The sequence below is a fragment of the Lysobacter terrestris genome (assembly GCF_014489475.1).
Taxonomy (GTDB): domain Bacteria; phylum Pseudomonadota; class Gammaproteobacteria; order Xanthomonadales; family Xanthomonadaceae; genus Agrilutibacter; species Agrilutibacter terrestris.
Genome location: NZ_CP060820.1, coordinates 912,404 through 934,021, shown reverse-complemented (window position 1 = coordinate 934,021; position 21,618 = coordinate 912,404). Strand labels below are relative to the sequence as shown.

Sequence of the window (21,618 nt, the reverse complement as noted above, 5' to 3'; positions counted from 1 at the left end):
GACGCTTCACTGCCTGCGCGCAGCGGGCAGGCGACTGCGCGTTGCCCATCGCCTCCTACCAGTGTGTCGAGCACGTGTGTTGACCAGATGTTCCCGGATGCCGGTTGCGTAACTTCGAGGGAGAGTGCGCCATGCATCAGATTCCCGACAGCAGTGTCCATGCCCGTTTCGCCAACGGGTTCGCGCGTTCGATCGAACTGATCTGTCCGCGCTGCCACGAGAAATCCATGTTCGACGCGCGACCGTGGCAGGAACACGGCCGTCAGATCGTCGCCACCGAGATGAGCTGCACGCGCTGCGAGAACGAAGGCCTGCTGGTGCAGCTGGTCGACGAATACGGCAACTGCAAGCCGGCGTCGCTGTTCACCTGGCCGGAGCCGGGCGGGCGCCACAGCATGCCCGGCCTGCCGCACCTGCAGGCCTTGTCCGGCCCGCTGGCACGCAGCTACGAATCGGCGCTCAAGCTGTACAACCACGCCGAATGGGGCGCCACCGCGCTGACCGTGCGCCACCTGATCGAAGGCTTGGCGGCGCGCCTGCTGCCCGACAAGCGCGAACTGCCGCTGCCGCGCCAGCTCGATGCGTTGCCGCGCGACCTCGACCTGTCCCGGCCGTTGCAGGACCTCTCGCAGCTGATGGCGCCCGACGGTGCCTTCGGCCGCCACTTCGACGACGAGACCTCGATCGACAAGGTCACCGCCGAGCACCTGCTGGAGCTGGCCGAACAGCTGCTGCAGTACCTGGTGGTGATGCCCGGCGAGATGGCCGAGCTCAAGAGCCGCATCGCCACCGCACCGGTGCCGTTGCGGCGCGGCAGCGGCGCGGCCTAGCCAGCGGGACGCGACGGGCACGACGCGAAGAACGCCACCTGCGGGTGGCGTTCTTCGTTGCATCCGGGCCGCCGCGGTGCGCGCCGGAACATTACCGATTGTTCATGTCGCGGAAAGGCCGGCGCAAACGCCCGGCGCGCAACCTGTCCCTGCGATGGGGATGCACCCCACCGGCATCGAAACCTTCCCTAGGAGCCAAGCCATGAACCTCCGCAAGACCCTGTTCGCCGTTGCGCTGACCGCGCTGACCGGTTCCGCCCTCGCAGCGCCGCCGGCCGCGGCGCCGGCCACGCCTGCCGCTTCCGCCAAGACCATGCCCGCCAAGGCCAAGCACAAGCACTTCGCCAAGGTGAAGAAGGAAGACGCCAAGTCCGCGTCGCAGAAGGCCGACGCCAGCAAGGGCTGAACCGTTCCCCCCGGAGCCCGTCGTGGATGCGGGTCGGATACCCCGTCGGAAACTTTTCGGCGGGGTATCCTTTTTTCGAGATCGGGAGCTGACATGCGCATCCTGCTGGTCGAAGACGATCCCCATACCGCGGCCTTCATCCTCAAGGGCCTGCGCGAGGACGGGCATGCCGTCGACCATGCCGGCGACGGCAAGCAGGGGTTGTTCCTCGCCACCACCGAGAACTACGACGCGATCGTGCTCGACCGCATGCTGCCCGGCGTCGACGGCCTGGTCGTGCTGCAGACCCTGCGCGGCGCCGGCAACCGCACGCCGCTGGTGCTGCTCACCGCCCTGGGCGAAGTCGACCACCGCGTGGAAGGCCTGCGCGCCGGCGCCGACGACTACCTGGTCAAACCGTTCGCCTACGCGGAGCTGAGCGCGCGCCTGGACAGCATCGTGCGCCGCCATCGTGCCGGCGACGAGCGCGAGCCCACGCGCCTGCGCGTGGGCGAACTCGAGCTCGACCTGCTCAGTCGCGAGGCGCGTCGCGGCGATCGCCGCATCGAGCTGCAGCCGCGCGAATTCCGCCTGCTCGAATACCTGATGCGCCAGGCCGAGCGCGTGGTCACGCGCACCATGCTGCTCGAGGCGGTGTGGGACTATCACTTCGATCCGCAGACCAACGTCATCGACGTGCACATCAGCCGGTTGCGGCAGAAGATCGACCACGGCTTCGCGCGGCCGCTGCTGCATACGGTGCGCGGGGCCGGCTACCGGCTGGGCGAATGAAGGCACTCCGATCGTTCACAGGCACGCTTTCCACCAGCACGCGGCTGGCGCTGGCGGTGATGGGGTCGTTCCTGCTGGCCTTCGTGCTGCTGGGCGGTGGCGTCTACTACGCGGTGTCGACCCTGCTGCTGCACGACGCGCGCGAACTGGTGCGCACCGACGCGGCCGGGCTGCTCGACCTGTACCGCGAAGACGGCTACCGCGCCCTGCGCGACGAGCTGCAGCGCCGCCAGGCGGCGCCGGAGGATCCCGACGCGGTGTATGCGCTCGTGTCGGCGCAGGGACGCCTGCTGGTCGGCAACGTGGTGCCGCCGCGGCTGGCGACGCACGCGCGCTGGCTCGAATACGGCGAGACGCAGGCGAGCGACGATGGCAATGGCGCGGCGTTGCGGGTGATCGCCTACGAACAGCGCCTGGCCGATGGCGGGCGGCTGCTGACGGGATTGCGCCTGCGCTCGCAGGACCGGTTCCTGGGGCTGATGCAGCGCACCGCGCTGGTGGCGTTCGTGTTCGCGGCCACCCTCGGCGCCCTGGTCGGCTGGCTGACCTCGCGCTGGGTGTCGCGGCGCCTGCGCAGCCTGGATGCGACCGCGGAACGCGTGGGCGGTGGCGAACTGACCCTGCGCGCGCCGCTCGATCACAGCGACGATGCCTTCGACCGGCTCGCGCGCCGCTTCAACGGCATGCTCGACCGCATCGAGGAACTACTCGGCGGCGTGCGCCACGCCACCGACCACATCGCCCACGACCTGCGCACGCCGCTGACGCGCCTGCGCAACCGGCTGGAGGAATTGCGCCAGCAGCCCGCCGCTCCGTCGCAGCGCGCCGCGCTGGATGGCGCCGTCGCGGAAACCGACCAGTTGCTGCAATCCTTCGGCGCGCTGCTGCGCTTGGCGCGCATCGAGGCGCAGGGGCCTGCGCCGGACGATCCGGTCGTCGACCTGCGCGGGCTGGTGGCGGATGCCGTGGAGCTGTATGCACCCAGCGCGGCCGAACGCGGTGTCCGCGTGCGCGCCGACCTGCGACCCGCCCGCGTGCGCGGCGACCGCGACCAGCTCTTCCAGGCCGTGGTCAACCTGCTCGACAACGCGGTCAAGTACGCACCGGCCGCCAGCGAGGTGGACGTCTCGCTGCGCGCGGACGCCGAGGGCGTGGCACTGCTGGTCGACGATTGCGGCCCAGGCGTCCCCGAGGCCGACCGCGAGCGCGTTTTCGATCGCTTCCAGCGCCTGGAGAGCCATCGCGGGTCGCCCGGTGTCGGCCTGGGACTGAGCCTGGTACGCGCGATCGCGCAGCGCCACGGCGGCCGCATCCTGCTGCTGGGACGAACGCCGGGACTGCGGGCGCAGGTGATCCTGCCCGCCGTGCGCGACGGCGAAGTTTCATAAGCGCGGCCCGGCACCCGGGAAGCGCTTGCGATATTCTGCCCGGCCCGTCCGCGCCCCCGCCGCGGCACTGGAAGCAGGCGATTTCATGCTGTTGATGATCGACAACTACGACAGCTTCACCTTCAACCTCGTGCAGTACCTGCAGACGCTCGGGGCAGAGGTGAAGGTGGTGCGCAACGACGAACTGTCGGTGGCGCAGATCGCGGCGCTGGCGCCCGCGCGCATCGTGATCTCGCCCGGGCCGTGCACGCCGAACGAGGCGGGCGTCTCGGTGGACGTGATCCGCCAGCTGGGCGCGCGCACCCCGATCCTGGGCGTGTGCCTGGGCCACCAGAGCATCGGCCAGGCCTACGGCGGCGACGTGGTCCGCGCCAAGACCATCATGCACGGCAAGACCTCGCGCATCCGCCACGAAGGCCAGGGCGTGTTCGCCGGCCTGCCCGACGGTTACGAGGCGACCCGGTACCACTCGCTGGTGGTGTCGCGCGAGACGCTGCCCGACTGCCTCGAAGTGACCGCGTGGACCGACCGTGACGACGGCGCCTTCGACGAGATCATGGGCCTGCGCCATCGCGAGCACCCGGTCCAGGGCGTGCAGTTCCATCCCGAGTCGATCCTGACCGAGCATGGGCATGCGTTGTTGAAGAACTTCCTGGACAGCTAGCGAAGCGGCCATGCCCATCACCCCGCAAGAAGCCCTCCAGCGCACCATCGAGCATCGCGAGATCTTCCACGACGAGATGGTGGATCTGATGCGCCAGGTCATGCGCGGCGAAGTCACGCCGGTGATGACCGCGGCGATCCTCACCGGCCTGCGGGTGAAGAAGGAAACCGTCGGCGAGATCGCCGGCGCGGCGACGGTGCTGCGCGAGTTCGCGCGCCCGGTGCAGGTGACCGATCGCGACAACCTCGTCGACATCGTCGGCACCGGTGGCGATGGCGCGCACACGTTCAACATCTCCACCGCGTCGATGTTCGTCGTCGCTGCGGCCGGCGCCAAGGTCGCCAAGCACGGCAACCGCAGCGTGTCGTCGAAGTCGGGCAGCGCCGACGTGCTGGAGGCGCTGGGCGCCGACATCGAGCTGCAGCCCGAGCAGGTCGGCGCATGCATCGCGCGCTGCGGCATCGGCTTCATGTTCGCGCCGGTGCATCACCCGGCGATGAAGGCGGTGGCGCCGGTGCGTCGCGAGATGGGCGTGCGCACCATCTTCAACATCCTCGGCCCGCTGACCAATCCGGCCGATGCGCCGAACATCCTGATGGGCGTGTTCCACCCCGACCTCGTCGGCATCCAGGTGCGCGTGCTGCAGGAACTCGGCGCGCAGCGCGCACTGGTGGTGTGGGGCCGCGACGGCATGGACGAGCTCTCGCTCGGCGCGGCCACGCTGGTGGGCGAACTGCGCGACGGCGTGGTGCGCGAGTACGAAGTGCATCCGGAGGATTTCGGCATCGCCATGGCCGCCTCGCGCAACCTGCGCGTGGCCGATGCGCTCGAATCGAAGGCGCTGCTGCTCGGCGCGCTCGACAACAAACCCGGCCTGCCGCTGGAGATCGTTGCGCTCAACGCCGGCGCGGCGCTGTACGCCGCAGGCGTGGTCGATTCGATCGCGCAGGGCATCGTGCGTGCGCGCGAGGCCATCGCCTCCGGCGCGGCGCGCGCGAAGCTCGAGGAATTCGTCGCGACCACGCGCGCCATCGCCGGAGCGAACGCATGAACGGTTTCGCCCGATTGCCCGAACCGCCGTACTACGCGGTGATCTTCTCCTCGCGACGCAACGGCGACGACGAGGCCGGCTACGCCGCCGCGGCCGAGCGCATGCTCGAACTGGCCGCGCAGCAGCTCGGCTACCTCGGCGCGGAATCGACGCGCGGTGCCGACGGCTTCGGCATCACCGTGTCGTACTGGGAAAGCGAAGCGGCGATCGGCGCGTGGAAGCACCAGGCCGAGCACGCCGCCACCCGCGCGCACGGACGCAAGCACTGGTACGAGCATTTCGAGCTGCGCGTGGCCAAGGTCACGCGTGCGTACGGAAAGCCGAAGAACTGAAAATTCTCCGTTTGTCATCCCGAGCGCAGCGTGGGATCTGCTTTTCTTCGCCATCAGAGCACGGACTTGGCCATTCACTCCTGCTGGCCGCAGGCGCGGCCCCAACCTCGTGGCATGCAGGTGTTGTCGCTGGCCGGTCCCTCGCCACGCCCGGGATGACAACCCCGGCACCCCGCGGCTTTAGAATTCCCCCATGAGCGACATCCTCACCACCATCCTCGCCCGCAAGGCCGAGGAGATCGAACAGCGCAGCCGCGTGCGCCCGCTGTCGGAGCTGCGCGAGCGCGCGCTGAACCAGTCGGCCACGCGTGGTTTCGTCAAGGCGATCCGCGCCAGGCTTGCCGCCGGCGACGCCGCGGTGATCGCCGAAGTGAAGAAGGCCAGCCCGTCCAAGGGCGTGATCCGCCCGGACTTCCGCCCCGCCGACATTGCCCGCAGCTACGAAGCCGGCGGTGCCGCCTGCCTGTCCGTGCTCACCGACGTCGATTTCTTCCAGGGCAGCAACCTGTACCTGAGCGAGGCGCGCAACGCCTGCCGCCTGCCGGTGATCCGCAAGGACTTCATCGTCGATCCCTACCAGGTGTACGAGGCGCGCATGATCGGCGCCGATTGCATCCTGCTGATCGTGGCGGCGCTGGAAGACGCGCGGATGATCGAACTGGCGAACCTCGCCGGCGAGCTCGGCATGGACGTGCTGGTGGAAGTGCACGACATCGACGAGCTCGAACGCGCGCTGCAGACCGATTGCGAACTGATCGGGGTGAACAACCGCAACCTGCGCACGTTCGAGGTGTCGCTCGACACCACGCTGGCGCTGAAGGGCGCGGTGCCGCCGGACCGCATCCTGGTCACCGAAAGCGGCATCGCCACGCGCGACGACGTGGCGAAGATGCGCGCGGCGAACGTGGATGCCTTCCTCGTCGGCGAGAGCTTCATGCGCGAAGCCGACCCGGGCGCGACCTTGAAGCGGTTGTTCGGCTGACCAGCCACTGCGAGCGGATCCGATGAGCGTCAAAGGCAAGCAATACCCGAAGGCCCAGGCGGGCGCGCCGTTGGTCGTATTCGACTTCGACCACACGCTGTACGACGGCGATTCCGGCAGCCACCTGTTCGCATGGCTGATCCGGCGCTCGTGGTGGCGCCGGCTGCTGGTGCTGCCGATGCTGCCGCTGTTCGGGCCGCTGGTGGCGTTCCTGCCGACGCGGCGGGTCGGGGTCAGTGCCTTCGTGTGGGCCGGCACCGTTGGCCTGCATCGCTCGAAGGCGCTCGACGTGCTGATCGACCGCTACGTCGCCACCCATGCCGACGCGATCCGCCGGCGGCTGTTGCCGATCGGCATCGAGGTGTTGCACCGGCATCGCGAGGCCGGCGACCGTGTCGTCGTCGCCACCGGTGCGCCGCCGGAGCTCGCGCGCGCCATCCTTGCCTTCGTCGCGCACGAGGACGTGCCCGTGGTGGGCACGCAGGTCGGCCCGCGCCTGGGCGGGCTCGGCGCCACGCGCCATTGCCACAACGCGATGAAGATGACGATGCTGCGCGAAGCGGGCTTCCGCGACGACGTCGCCGTGGCCTATTCCGACAGCAGCGCCGACCTGCCGCTGCTGCAGGCCGCGCGCAAGCCGGTGGTGGTCAACCCGAAGGCGGGGCGCGTGGCGATGTTCCGCCGCGTGTTGCCGCCGGGCACGCCGATCCTCAACTGGGGTTGCCGCAAGCGTGGTGGGGATGCCGTTACGGCATGAAAAAGGCGGCCCGCGGCCGCCTTCGTTGCATTCGATTGATGCATATGGCGGGCTCTAGCCCGCCAAACGACCTCAGTCGCGCGCTGGCGCATCCATGTCGGTGAAGAATTCCACCAGCGTGTGCTCGGCGAAATCGCGGAACTCGCCGGCGTCGTAGAAACGGCCGTAGCAGTTCTTGCAGCTCTCGAACCAGATGTGCGGCTGCTGCGGATCGACCATGCGGATCAGCGGCCAATTGGTGCACTTCGGGCAGTTGATCCGGTCGACGCGGTTGTACTGCTCGCCGACGGCGGCATCGCCGATGTCGATCTGTTCGGCCAGGTCGCGCAGCCGCTCATGGTCGACCGGTTCGAACCACAGGCCGGCGCAATGCGTGCAGCGCTGCACGGTGGAACCCTGGTAGGTGACGGCGGTCATGGCGGAATCGCACTTCGGACACTGCATGGATCGTTTCCCGGGGCGGCGCTCAGTCGCCCAATAGCTTGATGAAATGCCGCGAGCCTTCGCTGTAGCCGCAGCCGAGGTAGAAGGCGTGCGCGGCCTCGCGGCGCTGGTTGCTGGTGACTTCGATGCGGGCGACCTGCGCGCGGCGGGCGATGGCCTCGGCCTCGCGCAGCAGCTGGCGGCCGATGCCCTGGCGCCCGCAGTTGGCGGCGACCACCAGCGCGGTGATGCGGGCAAGGTCGGCGCCGCGGGTGATCGAGTAGCGGATGTCCAGCGACATCAGGCCGCAGACCGCGCCTTCGATCTCCGCGACCAGCAGGAACAGCCGCGGGTCGTGCAGCACGCGCGCGATGCGCTCGGCGGCGTCGTCGCGCGTGCAGGGGTAACCCAGTTCCTCCAGCAGGACGGCGACGTCGTTGGCGTCGCCGATCTGGGCGGGGCGGATGCGTAGCGTCCCGGTCGACGAACCTGCCAGCCGCCCCATGGGTCAGTCGCGGGTGCCGTAGAGGACGACGGTCTTGCCGCGGGCGTGCAGCTTGTTGTCGGCCTGCAGCTTCTTCAGCACGCGGCCGGCCATCTCGCGCGAGCAGCCGACCAGACGCGACAGCTCCTGGCGCGACACGCGGATCTGCGTGCCCTGCGGGTGGCTCATGGCCTCGGGTTCCTTGGCCAGGTCGTGCAGGGCACGGACGATGCGGTCGGTGACATCGAGGAAGGCCAGGCGGCCGGCCTTGCGGCTGGTGTCCAGCAGGCGGCGGGAGATCTGCGCGCCGATCTGGTACAGCAGCTTGGGGGCGTCGGTAGCCAGGCGGGTCAGGAGCAGGTCGTAGAAGCGCTCGTGGCCGATTTCGGCGAGTTCGCACGGGGTGCGGGTACGCAGCACGACCTCGCGACGGTCGCTTTCCACGAACAGGCCGAGTTCACCGATGAATTCGCCGGGGCCGAGGTAGCCCAGCACCAGCTCACGGCCATCGTCCTCCTCGGTGATGATGCTCACCGAGCCGGAGATCAGGTAGTAGATGGTGTTGGCGGGGTCGCCCGGGCGGAAGACGTCGGTGCGGGAGGGATAGCGGCGGCGGTGGCAGTGTGCGAGGAAGCGCTCGATCGTGGCGCTATCCGGCATCAGCGGGCTGTTGGTCTTTCGCAGGGCTATCACGGCATCAACCAGTAAGGGGTGGAGTCGACAGGAACCGCCGGAGCTTAGGGCCAAGCCGCGACATGGGCAAATAGTGCCGGATATTGCCGCGGAAGGTCACAGAAATGGCGACGGCCATCGCAAAAGCCCGGCCGGGGCGCGCCGACAGTGGCCCCCTGTGGCCGCGCCGGCCGGCCGTTTGGCCCCCGTGTCCGATTGCCGCATAATCGCGCCCCTGCAAGCGCGGCCCCCCGCCGCCCGACCTGGACACTCAATTGGTCAAGCCGCTGCCGCGCCTGAAGCTCCAAGGCTTCAACAACCTCACCAAGGCGCTCTCGTTCAATATCTACGACGTGTGCTTCGCCGCCTCGGAAGACGAGCGCAAGCGCTACATCGAGTACATCGACGAGGCCTACAACGCCGACCGCCTGACCCAGATCCTGACCGATGTGGCGGACATCATCGGCGCGAACATCCTCAACATCGCCCGCCAGGACTACGACCCGCAGGGCGCCTCGGTGACGATCCTGATCTCCGAGCAGCCGGTGATCGACAAGGCCGACGCCAAGGGCGTGATCTCGGAAGCCGTGGTCGCGCACATGGACAAGTCGCACATCACGGTGCACACCTATCCGGAGACCCACCCGGACAATGGCATCGCGACCTTCCGCGCCGACATCGACGTGGCCACCTGCGGCGTGATCTCGCCGCTGAAGGCCCTGAACTACCTGATCGAGAGCCTGGAATCGGACATCGTGGTGATGGACTACCGCGTCCGTGGCTTCACCCGCGACATCAAGGGCAAGAAGCACTTCATCGACCACAAGATCAACTCGATCCAGGACTACCTGGCCAAGAACATCAAGTCGCGCTACGAGATGCTCGACGTGAACGTCTACCAGGAAAACATCTTCCACACGAAGATGCACCTGAAGGAGTTCGACCTCGACACCTACCTGTTCGAGGAGAAGGCCAAGAACCTGTCGTTCAAGGAGCGCATGAAGATCGAGGCGCGCCTGAAGCGGGAGATCGAAGAGCTCTATCACGGACGCAACCTGGTCGATTGACCGGATGCGATCCAGAAAAAAGGCCGGCAATGCCGGCCTTTTTTGTTGCTTTTTCCTTCTCCCCGCTTGCGGGGAGAAGGTGCCCCCAGGGCGGATGAGGGGCGCGCGAAGCGCGCCAGTCAGACCCGATACGCGATCGTCTTCATCAGGTTCGACGCCATCGCCATCAGCCTTGGCACCGGCGGCGGCAACACGCGTGCGCCTTGCGCCTGCGCGTCGTCGGCGTGGCGCGCCTCGTCGGCCTTCATCACTTCCAGGATGGCGCGGCTGCGCGCATCGGCGACGGGCAGGGTCTGCAGGTGCTCGTCCAGGTGCGCTTCGACCTGGCGTTCGGTTTCGACCACGAAGCCCAGGTTCCAGCCGTCGCCGCGCAGGCCGGCGAGCGCGCCGATCGCGTAGCTGCCGGCGTACCACAGCGGGTTGAGCAGGCTGGGGCGGCTGTCGAGCTCGTCCAGGCGCTGAGCGCACCAGGCGAGGTGGTCGGTTTCTTCCTGTGCGGCCTCGAGCAGGTGCGCGCGGGTCGCCGCGTCGCGTGCGACCGCGGCCTGGCCGACGTACAAGGCCTGCGCGCAGACTTCGCCGACGTGGTTGATGCGCATCAGGCCTGCGGCGTGGCGGCGTTCGGCTGCGTCGAGGACGACATCGGGCTCCTGTGCCGACGGGTTCGCGCGCTGCGCAGGCGGGGCGCCGAAGACCGTGTCCAGTGCGTTCTGCGCATCGATGAGCAGGCGGTCGATCGGGGTCAGGGCGCGTGCGTTCATGGCGGAAGTTTACTGCCGTCGGCGGCGATCGCTCAGGCGAGGCGGTCGGCGAGGAATTCGAGCGGATGCTGGACCGGTCGGCTCGTCGCGTTGGCGAAGTGCAGGCGGCAACCGATGTTGGCGCTGAGCAGGCGCGTCGCACCGCTGCGTTCGAAGGCGTCGATCAACGGCTGGCGATAGGACGCCGCGCGCGACGTATCGAGCAGCATCTGCGTGCCCGCTGCGCCGCAGCAGCCGTAGCCGGCGGTGAGTTCGATCACCTCCAGCCCGGGCACGCGGGCGAGCAGTGCGCGCACTGCGGCGGCCGACTTCGCCACGTTGCGCTGGGTGCAGGGCAGGTGCAGTGCGACGCGCTCGCGGCACGACTGGAACGACAGCAGGTGCGCGCGCTCGTGCAGGAACGCGATCGCGTCGCGGGTGATCCCGTCGGGGAGCGCATCGCGCACGGCCTCGTGGCAACCGCTTGCCAGCGTCAGCACCGTCGCGACCCCGGCAAACGCTTCGCGATTGGCCGCACCCAGTTGCCGGGCCATGCCGGCATTGCCGCCGTGCGCGTGCAGCGTGCCGCAGCAGGTTTGCGCGGCCACCGCGCGGACGGGCGTCCCGGTGGCGGCGCACAGGCGGGTGGCGGCGTCGCGCAGCGCGGCTTCGTACGGCGTGGCGACGCAGCCGGCGAAGAGCGCGACCGCTTCACCGGAAAGGGAGGGTGAAGGTGCCGGCGCAGACAACGGCGCGGGTGGGCGCGGCAACGGCCGCGTCGCGGCGGGAAGCGCAGGGAAGACGCATCGATACAGCCCGAGCAGGGCCGCGAGCAATCGCGGTCGCGCCGTCAGCCATTCCAGCGCGAGCTGGCGCCCGCGAGTGCCGCGCCGGCTCCGTTGCCGGGTGCGCGCCTCCGTCAGCAATTCACCGTAGGCGACGCCGGCCGGACACACCGCTTCGCAGCTGCGGCAGCCCAGGCAGTGGTCGAGGTGCCCGTCGCCGGCGGCGGTGGGCGGCACCGTGCCGCGCTCCCAGGCCCGGGTCAGGGCGATCCGGCCGCGCGGGGACTCCGCTTCGGTCCGCTCCAGGGTGTAGGTGGGGCAGGCCGGCAGGCACAGGCCGCACTGGACGCAGCGGTCGGCCAGGGCCAGCAGCCGGTCCGATGCGGATTCGGCGGGGGCGAGGGGGCTGACCGGGGGCATGGGCGGCGATGATATCCCCCGGCGGCGCCGGGAAACCGGGGGTCGCGGCGCGCGCTGCCGACGTTCCCATGACTGCGGCACATTCCCGGGCCGGAATCCCGGCGGCTTGCGATGGGCGGGAATGCCCGTTATCATCCCGCCTCTTTTCGCTCCACCCACAACGCGAGGCGACGTTCCGCCGGTCGATCCGCCGTGATCCCGCGCGCAACCAGCCCGACCAGCAACACCTCAAGCAGAGCCATCATGAAGACTTTCACCGCCAAGAACGAGACCGTCCAGCGCGACTGGTACGTCGTCGATGCCGAAGGCAAGACCCTCGGCCGCCTCGCCTCTGAGCTCGCCCGCCGTCTGCGTGGCAAGCACAAGCCCGTCTACACCCCGCACGTCGATACCGGCGATTACCTCGTGGTGATCAATGCCGAGAAGATCGCCGTCACCGGCAACAAGCTGCAGGACAAGATGTACCACCGGTTCACCGGTTACATCGGCAACCTGAAGTCCGAGACCCTCGGCCAGGCGCTCGAGCGCCACCCGGAGCGCGTGATCGAGATCGCCGTGAAGGGCATGCTCCCGAAGAACCCGCTGGGCCGCGCGATGTACCGCAAGCTCAAGGTCTACAAGGGCACCGAACATCCGCACGCCGCGCAGCAGCCGCAGCCGCTCGACTTCTAAGGCATCCAGCACATGGCACTCCAGCAGAATTACGGCACCGGCCGTCGCAAGTCCTCCACAGCCCGCGTGTTCCTGCGCAAGGGCGATGGCAAGATCACCATCAACCAGCGTCCGATCGATGAGTTCTTCGGCCGGGAAACCGCGCGCATGATCGTGCGCCAGCCGCTCGAGCTGACCAAGTCGACCGACAAGTTCGACGTCGTCGTCACCGTCGCCGGCGGCGGCATCACCGGCCAGGCCGGTGCGATCCGCCTGGGCATCGCCCGCGCGCTGGTCGAGTACGACGAAGCGCTGAAGACCGAACTGCGCAAGGCCGGTTTCATGACCCGCGACGCGCGTGAAGTCGAGCGTAAGAAGGTCGGTCTGCACAAGGCGCGTCGCGCCACCCAGTTCTCGAAGCGCTAATATTCGAAACTGTTGTGTGTGCCGGGCTTGCCCGGCACACTATGAAAAAGCTACAGCCCCGTCGCCAAGCGGTAAGGCATCTGACTCTGACTCAGACATTCGGTGGTTCGAATCCATCCGGGGCTGCCAATTCGCAGAAAACCCGCCGCAAGGCGGGTTTTTTGTTGCGCGCGATTTCATATGGGTGATTTCACGCGGGCGATTGCAAAGGGCGCTTCCCCGTGATGATCCCGGGTGATTCCGTTGCGCACCGCGGGCGGCATAAGCTGGCGCGCGAAGCCGTGCATGGCTTCAGTTACAATTGCAACTATCGCGCTCGGCGCAGAATTCCCGGAGTTCCCAGATGAAGCTCGGTTCCCTCAAGGAAGGCGGCCGCGACGGCACCCTCATCGTCGTCTCGCGCGATCTCAAGCGTGCGGTACGGGCAACCGGCATCGCCGATACGCTGCAACGCGCGCTGGAAGACTGGTCGAACACCGCGCCGCGCCTCAACGCGTTGTCCGATGCGCTCAACGCCGGCTCGGCCGCAGCCGCCTTCGATCTCGACATGGCCGCCCTGGCCGCGCCGTTGCCGCGTGCGTACGAGTTCGTCGATGGCAGTGCCTACCTGCCGCACGTCGACCGCGTGCGCCGCGCACGCGGTGCCGAGGTGCCGGAAAGCTTCTACGTCGACCCGCTGATGTACCAGGCCGTCAGCGCCGGGTTCTACGGTCCGCGCGATCCGGTGCGCGTGGTCAGCGAGGACTACGGCATCGACCTCGAAGCCGAAGTCGTGGTCGTCACCGACGACGTGCCGATGGCGGTGACGGCGGACGCCGCCGCGGCGCACATCCAGCTGATCGGCCTGGTCAACGACGTCAGCCTGCGCAACCTGATCCCGGGCGAGCTCGCCAAGGGCTTCGGCTTCCTGCAGTCCAAGCCGCGCTCGGCGTTGTCGCCGGTGTTCGTGACGCCCGACGAACTGGGCGACGCCTGGCAGGACAGCAAGGTGCACCTGCCGCTGCTCACGCACATCAATGGCGAATGGTTCGGCGCGCCCGAAGCAGGGGTCGACATGCAGTTCAGCTTCGCCCAGCTCGTGGCGCATGCCGCGAAGACGCGTCCGCTCTCGGCTGGCACCATCGTCGGTTCCGGTACCGTGGCGAATGAAGACACCAGCCTGGGCGCCTCCTGCTTCGCCGAGCGCCGCACCGTGGAAACGCTACAGACCGGCAAGCCGATCACTCCGTTCATGAAGTTCGGGGACACCGTGCGCATCGAGATGCCGGCGCGCGACGGCAGCGACATCTTCGGCGCCATCGAACAGCGGATCGAACGCCAGTCCGCCTGACCGGCGGCGCTGGCGGGCCGGCGGAAGGGCGGTCGACGGCCGCCGCCGCGGCTATGGTGCGCTGGGGCGTCGCGCGCAAGCGACGAGGGGAATGCAGGTGGAAGACGCGCGGATGAGCGATCAGTTGCGGTTGTATTCGTATTGGCGCTCCAGCGCCGCCTACCGCGTGCGCATCGGGCTGAACCTCAAGGGCCTGCCCTACGAGATCGTGCCGATCCATCTGCTGCGTGACGGTGGCCAGCAGCGCACCGAGGAATACCGCCGGATCAACCCGCAGGGCCTGGTGCCGGTGTTGCAGCACGGCAGCCGGCAGCTGCGGCAGTCGTTGGCGATCCTGGAATACCTCGACGAAACCTGGCCCGCGCGCCCGCTCCTGCCCACGACCGCGCGTTCGCGCCAGCGCGCCCGCGCCCTGGCGCTGGCGATCGCCTGCGACGTCCACCCGCTCAACAACCTGCGCGTGCTGCAGTACTTCGAGCACGAGTGGAACGTGCCCCAGCCCGAACGCGATGCCTGGGTCCAGCATTGGATCAACGAAGGCTTCGCCGCGATCGAGTCCATGCTCAACGACCACCTGTCGACGGGGCAGTACTGCGAGGGCGAGACGCCGACGATCGCGGACTGCTGCCTGATCCCGCAGGTCTACAACGCGCGCAGGTTCGGCATCGACGTCGCCCGCTTCCCGACCATCGCGCGCATCGAGCAGGCCTGCCTGCAGCTGCCCGCGTTCGACCTGGCCCGCCCGGAGATGCAGCCGGACAAGCCGGCGTAACCCCGGCGGGGCAGCCGGCGCACAACGCAAAAGGGGCGGCATCGGCCGCCCCTTTCTGTTTGTGCGTGTGGTCGCGTCAGCTCGCGACGAACACGTCCGCGTACGGGTCGTGTTCGCCGGTGCCGCCTTCGGACAGGCGGAACTTGAGGTCCAGGCCATCGCGCGAGTCGGCGGCCTTGAGGGCTTCCTCGCGCTCGATCCTGCCCTGCTTGTACAGGCGGAACAGGCACTGGTCGAAGCTCTCCATGCCTTCCTCCAGCGAGCCCTCCATCGCCGGCTTGATCTCGTGGACCTGGCCGCGCCGCATCAGGTCGCGGATCATCGGCGTGTTGATCAGCACTTCGGTCGCCGGCATGCGGCGGCCGTCGATGCCGACCACCAGGCGCTGCGAGATGACCGCGCGCAGGTTCAGCGCGAGGTTCATCAGCACGTTCTTGTGCGCGGATTCGTGGAAGAAGTTGAGGATGCGCTCCAGTGTCTGGTCAGCGTTGTTCGAGTGCAGCGTCGCCAGGCACAGGTGGCCGGTTTCGGCGAAGGCGATCGCCGCTTCCATCGTGGTCGCGTCGAGGATTTCGCCGATCAGGATGACGTCGGGCGCCTCGCGCATCGCGTTCTTCAGCGCGTTGTGGAAGGCGTGGGTGTCCAGGCCGACTTCGCGCTGGTTGACGATCGATTTCTTGTGCTTGTGCAGGTATTCGATCGGATCCTCGATGGTGAGGATGTGCCCCGATGTATTCGTATTGCGGTGGTCGATCATCGCCGCGAGCGTGGTCGACTTGCCCGAACCGGTGGAGCCGACGATCAGCACCAGGCCGCGCGGGGCCATGATGATGTCCTTGAGCACCTGCGGCAGCTGCAGCTCCTCGATCGACGGGATCACGCTGCGGATCGCGCGGATCACCATGCCGACTTCGCCGCGCTGCTTGAACACGTTGACGCGGAAGCGGCCGGCCTCGGGGATGGCCAGGGCCATGTTCAGCTCGAGGTCACGCTCGAAGATGGGTACTTGCCCCTCGTCCATCAGCGAGTAGGCGATCTTCTTCACCATGCCGGCCGGCAGGCCGGTGTTGCCCAGGGGATGCAGCTTGCCCTCGACCTTGATGTACACAGGAGCGCCCGTGGTCAGGAACATGTCCGACGCGTTCTTCTCCGTCATCAGCTTCAGGAAATAGCCGATGTCCATGTACCCGACCCCTCAGTTCTCAGTGGCGATACGCATTGCAAGCGTACCGCGAGCTTCCGACAATGGCCGCGCCGAAGTTACACCCATTCCCGGTCGCCACGGCATCCCCCAATGAACTCAAGCTTCGCACAAATCCTCAAACTGTCGATGGCACTGGGTCTCGCTTCGACTTTGCCCGCGCTGGCCGCACCGCCGCCGACGGCCGAACTTACGGCCGCGCAGCAGGCGGTAAGCCGCGCCGACAGCGCCGATGGCGACCAGTATGCCGCCGAGGAACTGGCGACCGCGCGGAGCAAGCTGACCCAGGCGCAGGCGGCGATGACCGCGCGCAAGCACAAGGACGCCCTGGCCCTGGCCGTGGCCGCCGCGGCCGACGGCGACCTGGCGTATGCGCACAGCCGCGCGGCGCAGACCCGCACCGAACTCGTGCAGCGTCGCAACGAAATCGCCGAGCTGCGTCGCCGCTTGCAGGTCGAAGCGGGCGCCCCGCGCGCCAGCGCGATCGACGAGGCCGCGCCGCCCGCGGGGGACTACACGCTGCGCCTGCAGGCCCTGGCGACGGATCCGCAGTTGGCCGCGCTGGCCGCCTTCGAGCGCCTGCGTGCGCAGCAGGCGGTGGATGCGCTGGCGAAGGCGCGGGGCCGCAAGCGCGAGCCCGCCGACTACCTCGCCCAGCGCCGCGTGGAAATCGCGGAACTCACGGCGCGCACGGAAGCCAGCCGTCGCGACATCGACCAGTTGGATCGCGAACGCTCCGAACTGCTGATCGAGGCGAGCCGCCGCGACGCGGAGGCCGCCCGTGCCGAAGCCGAGCGCCTGCGCGTCCAGGCCCAGATCCAGGCGGAGGAGGCCGAGCGCCTGCGCCAGCAGGCCGCGCAGAGCGATGCCGCGATGCAGGACGTGGAAACGGCGATCGCCGGGGTCAGCGACGTGCAGGCGGCCAAGCTCAAGGCCGCGCGCGAACGCGAGGCCAAGCTCGCCCGCGAGGAGGCCGAACTGGTCGCCGGCGGCAAGCTGCCGCCCTCGCGCTGGGACCAGCGCGGGGAAGTCTTCACCCTGGGCAGCGACGCCTTCGTCGCCGGCAAGGCCGCCCTGAGCGAAAAGGGCGCCGGCAGCGTGCGCACGCTGGCCGCGTACCTGCAGGCCACCAGCGGCAGCGCCGCCCGCATCGAAGGCACCGACGCCAAGGCCTCGCTGGCCCAGCAGCGCGTCGAGGCGGTGCGCGAGGCCCTGGTCGGCGCCGGCGCCTCGCGTCAGCAGGTCCGCGCGGCGGTGGGTGCCGCCGGCAAGTCCAAGCCGCGCGTCGAAGTCGTGATCACGACGAAATGATGTTGAAAATCAATATGTTGTGAATCTTCCGGGCGCGCTGTCGGATCTGCGCGCCATCCGTCCGCGGCCGCTTGCCGCGGCCGGCGAGGAGGAGTAGCGTCGGTTATCCGAGCGGCCCTACAGCCGCTTGGTCGAGAGTCCGGCCCATGACGCAGCTGCCCCATTCGCAGGACCCCGCCGCCACAAAAGAGGTCGCGGCGGGCCTGCGCGAAGCCGGCCCGCTGACCCGCAGTTCCGTCCGGCTCCCGTCATCACCCGAAGCGACGCCTCGGCCCCACGGCCGGGGCGTTTTTGCGTTCGGGATCCTCGGCGCCAATGCCATGACGCCCGCAATCGCACGGCAAAGTTGAAGGAGGCACCATGTTCGAAGAACAACCGCAGCAGGAAATCGATGCGCTGATGCGCTCCAACCCCGAATTCAAGCAGCTGTATCAGCGCCACCGCGACCTGGACAAGAAAGTGATGGACGCCGAACTCGGCGTGTTGCCGATCGACGACGTCACTCTCAACCAGATGAAGCGCGAGAAGCTTGCTGCGAAGGACCGCCTGGTCCGCATGTACGACTCGGGACACCACTGACGTCCTGATTCCTGTGTTACCGCCGGCGGACCCAGGTCGCGCCGGCGGCGCGGACCGGCGCAATGCCGGCCGTGCCGACCGCTTGGTCTACTCAACGCGGGCGGCGGCGCCTTCCTCGTCGGGATCGCCGCCGCCCGCGCTGGGCATCGGGCCCGATGCGATGCCGTCAAGACTGCGCCCGGTGATGGGCGCCCGCTAGAATCCGTCGACGCCGCGCGGTCCGCGGCCGCAGGATTCCCATGCCCATCCACGCTTCCGTCCTCGAACTGATCGGCCGCACCCCGATCGTCAAAGCGCGTCGCCTCGACACCGGCGTCTGCGAGCTCTACTTCAAACTGGAATCGCAGAACCCCGGCGGCTCGATCAAGGACCGCATCGGCCTGTCGATGATCGATGCGGCGGAGAAGGCCGGAAGGATCAAGCCCGGCGACACCCTGGTCGAAGGCACCGCGGGTAACACCGGCATCGGCCTGGCCCTGGTCGCGCAACAGAAGGGCTACAAGCTGCTCCTGGTCGTGCCCGACAAGATGAGCCGCGAGAAGATCTTCAACCTCAAGGCGATGGGCGCGCAGGTCGTGCTGACGCGCTCGGACGTGGCCAAGGGCCATCCCGACTACTACCAGGACATGGCCGAACGCATCGCGCGCGAAACGCCGGGTGCGTATTTCATCAACCAGTTCGGCAACCCCGACAATCCCGCCGCGCACGAGTTCGGTACCGGGCCGGAGATCCTGGCGCAGATGGCCGAAGTCGGCGGCGTCGATGCGATCGTGTTCGGCTGCGGCAGCTCCGGCACCATGACCGGCCTGTCGCGCTGCTTCGCGACGAACTCGCCGCAGACCGAGCTGGTCCTCGCCGATCCGGTGGGTTCGATCCTCGAGGAATACATCAACCGCGGCACGCTCAGCGACAAGTCGGCCAGCTGGATGGTGGAAGGCATCGGCGAGGATTTCCTGCCGCCGATCTCCGACTTCACCCGGGTGAAGAAGGCCTACGCGATCAGCGACAAGGAAAGCTTCCTCACCGCGCGTGAGCTGCTGGAAAAGGAGGGCATCCTCGGCGGTTCCTCCACCGGCACCCTGCTCGCCGCCGCGCTGAAGTACTGCCGCGAACAGACCACGCCTAAAAAGGTGGTCGTGCTGGTGCCGGATACCGGCAACAAGTACATCTCCAAGATGTACAACGACTACTGGATGCTGGACAACGGCTTCCTCGACCGCGAATCCACCGGCGACCTGCGCGACCTGATCACGCGTCCCTTCTCCAAGCGCGACACCATCGTGGTGGCACCCACCGACCTGCTGGTCACGGCCTGGCAGCGCATGAAGCTGTACGACGTCAGCCAGCTGCCGGTGATGGAGGGCGACAACATCGTCGGCATCGTCGATGAGAGCGACGTGCTGCTGCATGTCTACGGCGACGAGGCGCGCTTCCGCGACCCGGTATCGACGGCGATGGTGAGCAAGCTCGACAAGCTCGACGTGCGTTCCCCGATCGAGGCGCTGCTGCCGGTGTTCGATCGCGGGCATGTGGCGATCGTGGTAGACGGTGAGCGGTTCGTCGGCCTGATCACCCGCATCGACCTGCTCAACTACCTGCGTCGCCGCGTGCAGTGATGGCCGCGGCGTTGCTCGAGCGCTTGTTGCCGGGCGACCGGATTCCGGATGTGCGCCTGCATGCCGGTGATGGTTCCAGCTTGACCTTGCATACGGAATTTGCCGGCGCGCCGCTGTGGCTGGTGCGCTTGGACGCGGGCGTTGTCGCCGCCGCCCTGCCGCCGGTTCCAGAAGGCGTGAATGCGCTCTGTGTCGCCGCGCAGCCACCTGCGGAGTTGCCCGCGGGGTGGCGCGGCTTTCGTGCCGAGCCGCGCTGGCTGGATCTCCTGGCAGCCGACGTGTTGTGGCAAGTCGACACGAACCTGCGCCTGGTCGGCAGTCATGGCTTGCCGTTGTCGGCATCGCTCCCCGTCGCTACCGCGAAGGAATTGGATGCGGCGAGCATGCGCGACGCCGCGCCGGTGCTGCAGATCCCCGGCGTGTTCGAGCCCGATTTCTGCGCCGCGTTGATCGCGCACCTGGACGAGCAGTGTGGCGGCGGCGAGCCGTCCCGGGTGTTGGCGCTGGAAGGCGGGGCGCAGACCCTGTACCTGGATCCGACCATCAAGCAGCGGCGGGAAAGCCTCCCGCGTGATCCGCAACTCGAAGCGGCAATGCACGAACGGTTGCTGCGGCGCGCGCTGCCCGAGATCGCGCGGGTGTTCAACTTCCAGGTGAATCGCCGCGACGCGTTCAAGTTGCTGGCGTATCCGCAGGACGCCGGCTACTTCCGCGCCCATCGCGACAACGCGACGCCGGACGTCGCGCACCGACGCTTCGCGCTGTCGATCAACCTCAACCAGGGCGGGTACGTCGGCGGCGAATTCCGCTTTCCCGAGTTCGCGCCCAACCGCTATTCGCCGGCGACGGGCGGGGCGCTGGTGTTCTCCTGCTCGCTGCTGCACGAAGTGCTGCCGGTGGAGCAGGGCACGCGGTATGCGGTCACCACCTTCCTCTACTGAAGCGCACGCCGGCTAGGGCGCGGGCTGCAGGCGGAGCGCCAGTGCGGGAACTTCCAGGCGGTCGATTTCGCGCTGCGCCCACCGCAAGCCCTCGGTGATGGCGCCTGCGTGCTGGTCCGCCGAAGCCGCCAGTTCACGCCGACGGGTGTTTGCATCGAAAACCTGAGATGCATCCTTGGCGTAACGGGTGAGGAGCCCCGAGGCATCGATCTGCTCTGCCCAATCGTCGGGCACGACCAGGGCAAAGTGCGCGGCGATGCGGGCGGTCGCGGCGGCAGGCGCCGCGACCACCTGCGCGAAATCCACGTCCAGCAGGCGACCGCGTTCGACCCGGTTTCCCAGCTCCCGCCAGCGCAGCTGTTCGATGAGCCACGCGCGCGCCAGTCGCGCCGGTGCGGTGTCAGCCTCGGCCAGTGCCGGCATTCCTGCCAGGCGCAGCGGTTCGGTGGCCAGCACGGCGCTCACCAGGTCGGCATCGCGGAGCAGCGTGGACAGCCAGGTGCGCAGATCGACCCAGAGGAAGCAGGCCGGACCGGTGCCTTGCAGCAGCGGAAGTGCGACGTTCGTCACGATGCTGGTGGGCTTCACCACAACCGCCTGCGTGTCCTCGAAGCCGCGGGCCAGCAGCGTCCGTACCGTGGGCCACCAGGGGTGGTCGGCGGCCCGGCTTTCGTGGGCCAGTGTCAGCAAGGGCAGGGGCTCGCGCAGCCCCAGCGTGCCCGGGATCAGGTCGAGCAGCCGGCTCACCAGGCTCGAGCCGCAATGCCCGATGTGGAAGATCCAGCGCAGGCGCGACAACGGCGGGGCCGGCGCCCGGGCCGCTGCGAGTTCCGCCCCCGAAACCGTCCAGCCCGAGATCTGCCGGTGCAGTGCGCGCTGGTCCAGGAAGCTGGCGCGCCGGTAATCCTCGCGGTCGAAATGCAGGACCCAGGCCCGGTCCTGCGCGGGGTCGATCGCGTACAGGGGGTACGTCGCACTAACGTTGAAGTCGTGAGGGAGACGCCTGGGAGCCACGGCCG

General features: G+C 68.4%; 25 protein-coding genes and 1 tRNA gene. 19 read left to right on the top strand and 7 right to left on the bottom strand.

What is annotated here, in order from left to right; translation table 11 throughout:
- Positions 1-131 precede the first annotated feature (131 nt).
- The 9 genes from H8B22_RS04350 to H8B22_RS04310 all read left to right on the top strand — a co-directional run bounded on the left by H8B22_RS04350 (position 132) and on the right by H8B22_RS04310 (position 7,181).
- Positions 132-830, top strand: coding sequence for a hypothetical protein (locus tag H8B22_RS04350; protein WP_187712896.1), 699 nt, complete (start codon positions 132-134; stop codon positions 828-830).
- A 202-nt stretch (positions 831-1,032) separates the two neighbouring features.
- Positions 1,033-1,236: a hypothetical protein gene (locus H8B22_RS04345; RefSeq protein ID WP_187712895.1), complete on the top strand. Its 204-nt coding sequence runs from the start codon at positions 1,033-1,035 to the stop codon at positions 1,234-1,236.
- A 93-nt stretch (positions 1,237-1,329) separates the two neighbouring features.
- Positions 1,330-2,007: a winged helix-turn-helix domain-containing protein gene (locus H8B22_RS04340; protein WP_187712894.1), complete on the top strand. Its 678-nt coding sequence runs from the start codon at positions 1,330-1,332 to the stop codon at positions 2,005-2,007.
- On the top strand, positions 2,004-3,395 hold the full coding sequence (locus tag H8B22_RS04335; RefSeq protein WP_187712893.1) for a sensor histidine kinase: 1,392 nt from the start codon (positions 2,004-2,006) through the stop codon (positions 3,393-3,395). The genes H8B22_RS04340 and H8B22_RS04335 overlap by 4 nt, the downstream gene beginning before the upstream one ends.
- Before the next feature lie 85 nt (positions 3,396-3,480).
- Positions 3,481-4,059: an anthranilate synthase component II gene (locus tag H8B22_RS04330; RefSeq protein WP_187712892.1), complete on the top strand. Its 579-nt coding sequence runs from the start codon at positions 3,481-3,483 to the stop codon at positions 4,057-4,059.
- Positions 4,060-4,069: 10 nt separating this feature from the next.
- Positions 4,070-5,110 (top strand): anthranilate phosphoribosyltransferase, encoded by a 1,041-nt coding sequence (trpD, locus tag H8B22_RS04325; RefSeq protein WP_187712891.1) that lies wholly within the window; start codon positions 4,070-4,072, stop codon positions 5,108-5,110.
- Entirely contained in the window at positions 5,107-5,442 is a 336-nt protein-coding gene (locus H8B22_RS04320) for an antibiotic biosynthesis monooxygenase family protein (protein WP_187712890.1), read from the top strand. The genes trpD and H8B22_RS04320 overlap by 4 nt, the downstream gene beginning before the upstream one ends.
- A 193-nt stretch (positions 5,443-5,635) precedes the next feature.
- On the top strand, positions 5,636-6,424 hold the full coding sequence (gene trpC, locus H8B22_RS04315) for an indole-3-glycerol phosphate synthase TrpC (RefSeq protein ID WP_187712889.1): 789 nt from the start codon (positions 5,636-5,638) through the stop codon (positions 6,422-6,424).
- 22 nt (positions 6,425-6,446) lie between these two features.
- Complete coding sequence (locus tag H8B22_RS04310) at positions 6,447-7,181, top strand: haloacid dehalogenase-like hydrolase (protein ID WP_187712888.1); 735 nt, start codon at positions 6,447-6,449, stop codon at positions 7,179-7,181.
- A gap of 72 nt (positions 7,182-7,253) precedes the next feature.
- Here the strand turns inward: H8B22_RS04310 and H8B22_RS04305 are convergent, their stop codons facing one another.
- Genes H8B22_RS04305 through crp form a run of 3 tightly spaced genes read right to left on the bottom strand, consistent with a single transcriptional unit; the run spans position 7,254 to position 8,748 of the window.
- A complete protein-coding gene (locus H8B22_RS04305) occupies positions 7,254-7,625 on the bottom strand; it encodes a zf-TFIIB domain-containing protein (RefSeq protein ID WP_187712887.1) in 372 nt (123 codons plus the stop codon).
- Positions 7,626-7,647: 22 nt separating this feature from the next.
- Positions 7,648-8,109: a GNAT family N-acetyltransferase gene (locus tag H8B22_RS04300; RefSeq protein ID WP_187712886.1), complete on the bottom strand. Its 462-nt coding sequence runs from the start codon at positions 8,107-8,109 to the stop codon at positions 7,648-7,650.
- A gap of 3 nt (positions 8,110-8,112) precedes the next feature.
- Complete coding sequence (gene crp / locus H8B22_RS04295; RefSeq protein ID WP_187713520.1) at positions 8,113-8,748, bottom strand: cAMP-activated global transcriptional regulator CRP; 636 nt, start codon at positions 8,746-8,748, stop codon at positions 8,113-8,115.
- 287 nt (positions 8,749-9,035) lie between these two features.
- Here crp and speD point away from each other — a divergent pair, with 287 nt between their 5' ends.
- Positions 9,036-9,827, top strand: a complete 792-nt coding sequence (speD, locus tag H8B22_RS04290; protein ID WP_187712885.1) for an adenosylmethionine decarboxylase — start codon at positions 9,036-9,038, stop codon at positions 9,825-9,827.
- A gap of 119 nt (positions 9,828-9,946) precedes the next feature.
- Here the strand turns inward: speD and coq7 are convergent, their stop codons facing one another.
- Positions 9,947-10,588, bottom strand: coding sequence for a 2-polyprenyl-3-methyl-6-methoxy-1,4-benzoquinone monooxygenase (coq7, locus tag H8B22_RS04285; protein WP_187712884.1), 642 nt, complete (start codon positions 10,586-10,588; stop codon positions 9,947-9,949).
- Positions 10,589-10,620: 32 nt separating this feature from the next.
- Positions 10,621-11,772: a (Fe-S)-binding protein gene (locus H8B22_RS04280; protein ID WP_187712883.1), complete on the bottom strand. Its 1,152-nt coding sequence runs from the start codon at positions 11,770-11,772 to the stop codon at positions 10,621-10,623.
- A gap of 243 nt (positions 11,773-12,015) precedes the next feature.
- Between H8B22_RS04280 and rplM the strand changes: the two genes are divergently transcribed.
- The 5 genes from rplM (at position 12,016) to maiA (ending at position 14,951) form a co-directional block, all read left to right on the top strand.
- Complete coding sequence (gene rplM, locus H8B22_RS04275; RefSeq protein WP_187712882.1) at positions 12,016-12,444, top strand: 50S ribosomal protein L13; 429 nt, start codon at positions 12,016-12,018, stop codon at positions 12,442-12,444.
- Positions 12,445-12,456: 12 nt separating this feature from the next.
- Complete coding sequence (gene rpsI / locus H8B22_RS04270) at positions 12,457-12,849, top strand: 30S ribosomal protein S9 (RefSeq protein ID WP_187712881.1); 393 nt, start codon at positions 12,457-12,459, stop codon at positions 12,847-12,849.
- Positions 12,850-12,903: 54 nt separating this feature from the next.
- Positions 12,904-12,978, top strand: a tRNA-Gln gene (locus H8B22_RS04265).
- Between the two features lie 214 nt (positions 12,979-13,192).
- Positions 13,193-14,179, top strand: coding sequence for a fumarylacetoacetate hydrolase family protein (locus H8B22_RS04260; RefSeq protein ID WP_187712880.1), 987 nt, complete (start codon positions 13,193-13,195; stop codon positions 14,177-14,179).
- Positions 14,180-14,291: 112 nt separating this feature from the next.
- Positions 14,292-14,951, top strand: a complete 660-nt coding sequence (gene maiA, locus H8B22_RS04255) for a maleylacetoacetate isomerase (RefSeq protein WP_187712879.1) — start codon at positions 14,292-14,294, stop codon at positions 14,949-14,951.
- A 76-nt stretch (positions 14,952-15,027) separates the two neighbouring features.
- Here the strand turns inward: maiA and H8B22_RS04250 are convergent, their stop codons facing one another.
- The gene (locus H8B22_RS04250; protein ID WP_187712878.1) at positions 15,028-16,134 is read right to left on the bottom strand and encodes a PilT/PilU family type 4a pilus ATPase; all 1,107 of its coding nucleotides are present in this window, start codon (positions 16,132-16,134) and stop codon (positions 15,028-15,030) included.
- A gap of 147 nt (positions 16,135-16,281) precedes the next feature.
- On the opposite strand from H8B22_RS04250, the gene H8B22_RS14735 reads away from it, so the two are divergent.
- The 4 genes from H8B22_RS14735 (at position 16,282) to H8B22_RS04230 (ending at position 20,599) form a co-directional block, all read left to right on the top strand.
- Positions 16,282-17,463, top strand: coding sequence for a DUF4398 domain-containing protein (locus H8B22_RS14735; protein ID WP_208456924.1), 1,182 nt, complete (start codon positions 16,282-16,284; stop codon positions 17,461-17,463).
- 360 nt (positions 17,464-17,823) lie between these two features.
- On the top strand, positions 17,824-18,042 hold the full coding sequence (locus tag H8B22_RS04240; protein WP_187712877.1) for a YdcH family protein: 219 nt from the start codon (positions 17,824-17,826) through the stop codon (positions 18,040-18,042).
- A 239-nt stretch (positions 18,043-18,281) separates the two neighbouring features.
- Positions 18,282-19,658 (top strand): pyridoxal-phosphate dependent enzyme, encoded by a 1,377-nt coding sequence (locus H8B22_RS04235; protein WP_187712876.1) that lies wholly within the window; start codon positions 18,282-18,284, stop codon positions 19,656-19,658.
- 86 nt (positions 19,659-19,744) lie between these two features.
- The gene (locus tag H8B22_RS04230) at positions 19,745-20,599 is read left to right on the top strand and encodes a 2OG-Fe(II) oxygenase family protein (RefSeq protein ID WP_187712875.1); all 855 of its coding nucleotides are present in this window, start codon (positions 19,745-19,747) and stop codon (positions 20,597-20,599) included.
- 12 nt (positions 20,600-20,611) lie between these two features.
- Here the strand turns inward: H8B22_RS04230 and H8B22_RS04225 are convergent, their stop codons facing one another.
- Complete coding sequence (locus H8B22_RS04225; protein ID WP_187712874.1) at positions 20,612-21,613, bottom strand: hypothetical protein; 1,002 nt, start codon at positions 21,611-21,613, stop codon at positions 20,612-20,614.
- Positions 21,614-21,618: the final 5 nt, after the last annotated feature.

What these genes read in the sequence shown, in the direction of transcription:
- H8B22_RS04320 (WP_187712890.1), top strand. Translation starts at nt 5,107, where the DNA reads ATGAACGGTTTCGCCCGATTGCCCGAACCGCCGTACTACGCGGTGATC.
- H8B22_RS04345 (WP_187712895.1), top strand. Translation starts at nt 1,033, where the DNA reads ATGAACCTCCGCAAGACCCTGTTCGCCGTTGCGCTGACCGCGCTGACC.
- H8B22_RS04330 (WP_187712892.1), top strand. Translation starts at nt 3,481, where the DNA reads ATGCTGTTGATGATCGACAACTACGACAGCTTCACCTTCAACCTCGTG.
- H8B22_RS04235 (WP_187712876.1), top strand. Translation starts at nt 18,282, where the DNA reads ATGCCCATCCACGCTTCCGTCCTCGAACTGATCGGCCGCACCCCGATC.
- rpsI (WP_187712881.1), top strand. Translation starts at nt 12,457, where the DNA reads ATGGCACTCCAGCAGAATTACGGCACCGGCCGTCGCAAGTCCTCCACA.
- H8B22_RS04305 (WP_187712887.1), bottom strand. Translation starts at nt 7,625, where the DNA reads ATGCAGTGTCCGAAGTGCGATTCCGCCATGACCGCCGTCACCTACCAG.
- H8B22_RS04335 (WP_187712893.1), top strand. Translation starts at nt 2,004, where the DNA reads ATGAAGGCACTCCGATCGTTCACAGGCACGCTTTCCACCAGCACGCGG.
- H8B22_RS04250 (WP_187712878.1), bottom strand. Translation starts at nt 16,134, where the DNA reads ATGGACATCGGCTATTTCCTGAAGCTGATGACGGAGAAGAACGCGTCG.
- trpC (WP_187712889.1), top strand. Translation starts at nt 5,636, where the DNA reads ATGAGCGACATCCTCACCACCATCCTCGCCCGCAAGGCCGAGGAGATC.
- coq7 (WP_187712884.1), bottom strand. Translation starts at nt 10,588, where the DNA reads ATGAACGCACGCGCCCTGACCCCGATCGACCGCCTGCTCATCGATGCG.
- H8B22_RS04350 (WP_187712896.1), top strand. Translation starts at nt 132, where the DNA reads ATGCATCAGATTCCCGACAGCAGTGTCCATGCCCGTTTCGCCAACGGG.
- rplM (WP_187712882.1), top strand. Translation starts at nt 12,016, where the DNA reads ATGAAGACTTTCACCGCCAAGAACGAGACCGTCCAGCGCGACTGGTAC.
- H8B22_RS04240 (WP_187712877.1), top strand. Translation starts at nt 17,824, where the DNA reads ATGTTCGAAGAACAACCGCAGCAGGAAATCGATGCGCTGATGCGCTCC.
- H8B22_RS04280 (WP_187712883.1), bottom strand. Translation starts at nt 11,772, where the DNA reads ATGCCCCCGGTCAGCCCCCTCGCCCCCGCCGAATCCGCATCGGACCGG.
- crp (WP_187713520.1), bottom strand. Translation starts at nt 8,748, where the DNA reads ATGCCGGATAGCGCCACGATCGAGCGCTTCCTCGCACACTGCCACCGC.
- H8B22_RS04260 (WP_187712880.1), top strand. Translation starts at nt 13,193, where the DNA reads ATGAAGCTCGGTTCCCTCAAGGAAGGCGGCCGCGACGGCACCCTCATC.
- H8B22_RS04340 (WP_187712894.1), top strand. Translation starts at nt 1,330, where the DNA reads ATGCGCATCCTGCTGGTCGAAGACGATCCCCATACCGCGGCCTTCATC.
- H8B22_RS04300 (WP_187712886.1), bottom strand. Translation starts at nt 8,109, where the DNA reads ATGGGGCGGCTGGCAGGTTCGTCGACCGGGACGCTACGCATCCGCCCC.
- trpD (WP_187712891.1), top strand. Translation starts at nt 4,070, where the DNA reads ATGCCCATCACCCCGCAAGAAGCCCTCCAGCGCACCATCGAGCATCGC.
- maiA (WP_187712879.1), top strand. Translation starts at nt 14,292, where the DNA reads ATGAGCGATCAGTTGCGGTTGTATTCGTATTGGCGCTCCAGCGCCGCC.
- H8B22_RS04310 (WP_187712888.1), top strand. Translation starts at nt 6,447, where the DNA reads ATGAGCGTCAAAGGCAAGCAATACCCGAAGGCCCAGGCGGGCGCGCCG.
- H8B22_RS14735 (WP_208456924.1), top strand. Translation starts at nt 16,282, where the DNA reads ATGGCACTGGGTCTCGCTTCGACTTTGCCCGCGCTGGCCGCACCGCCG.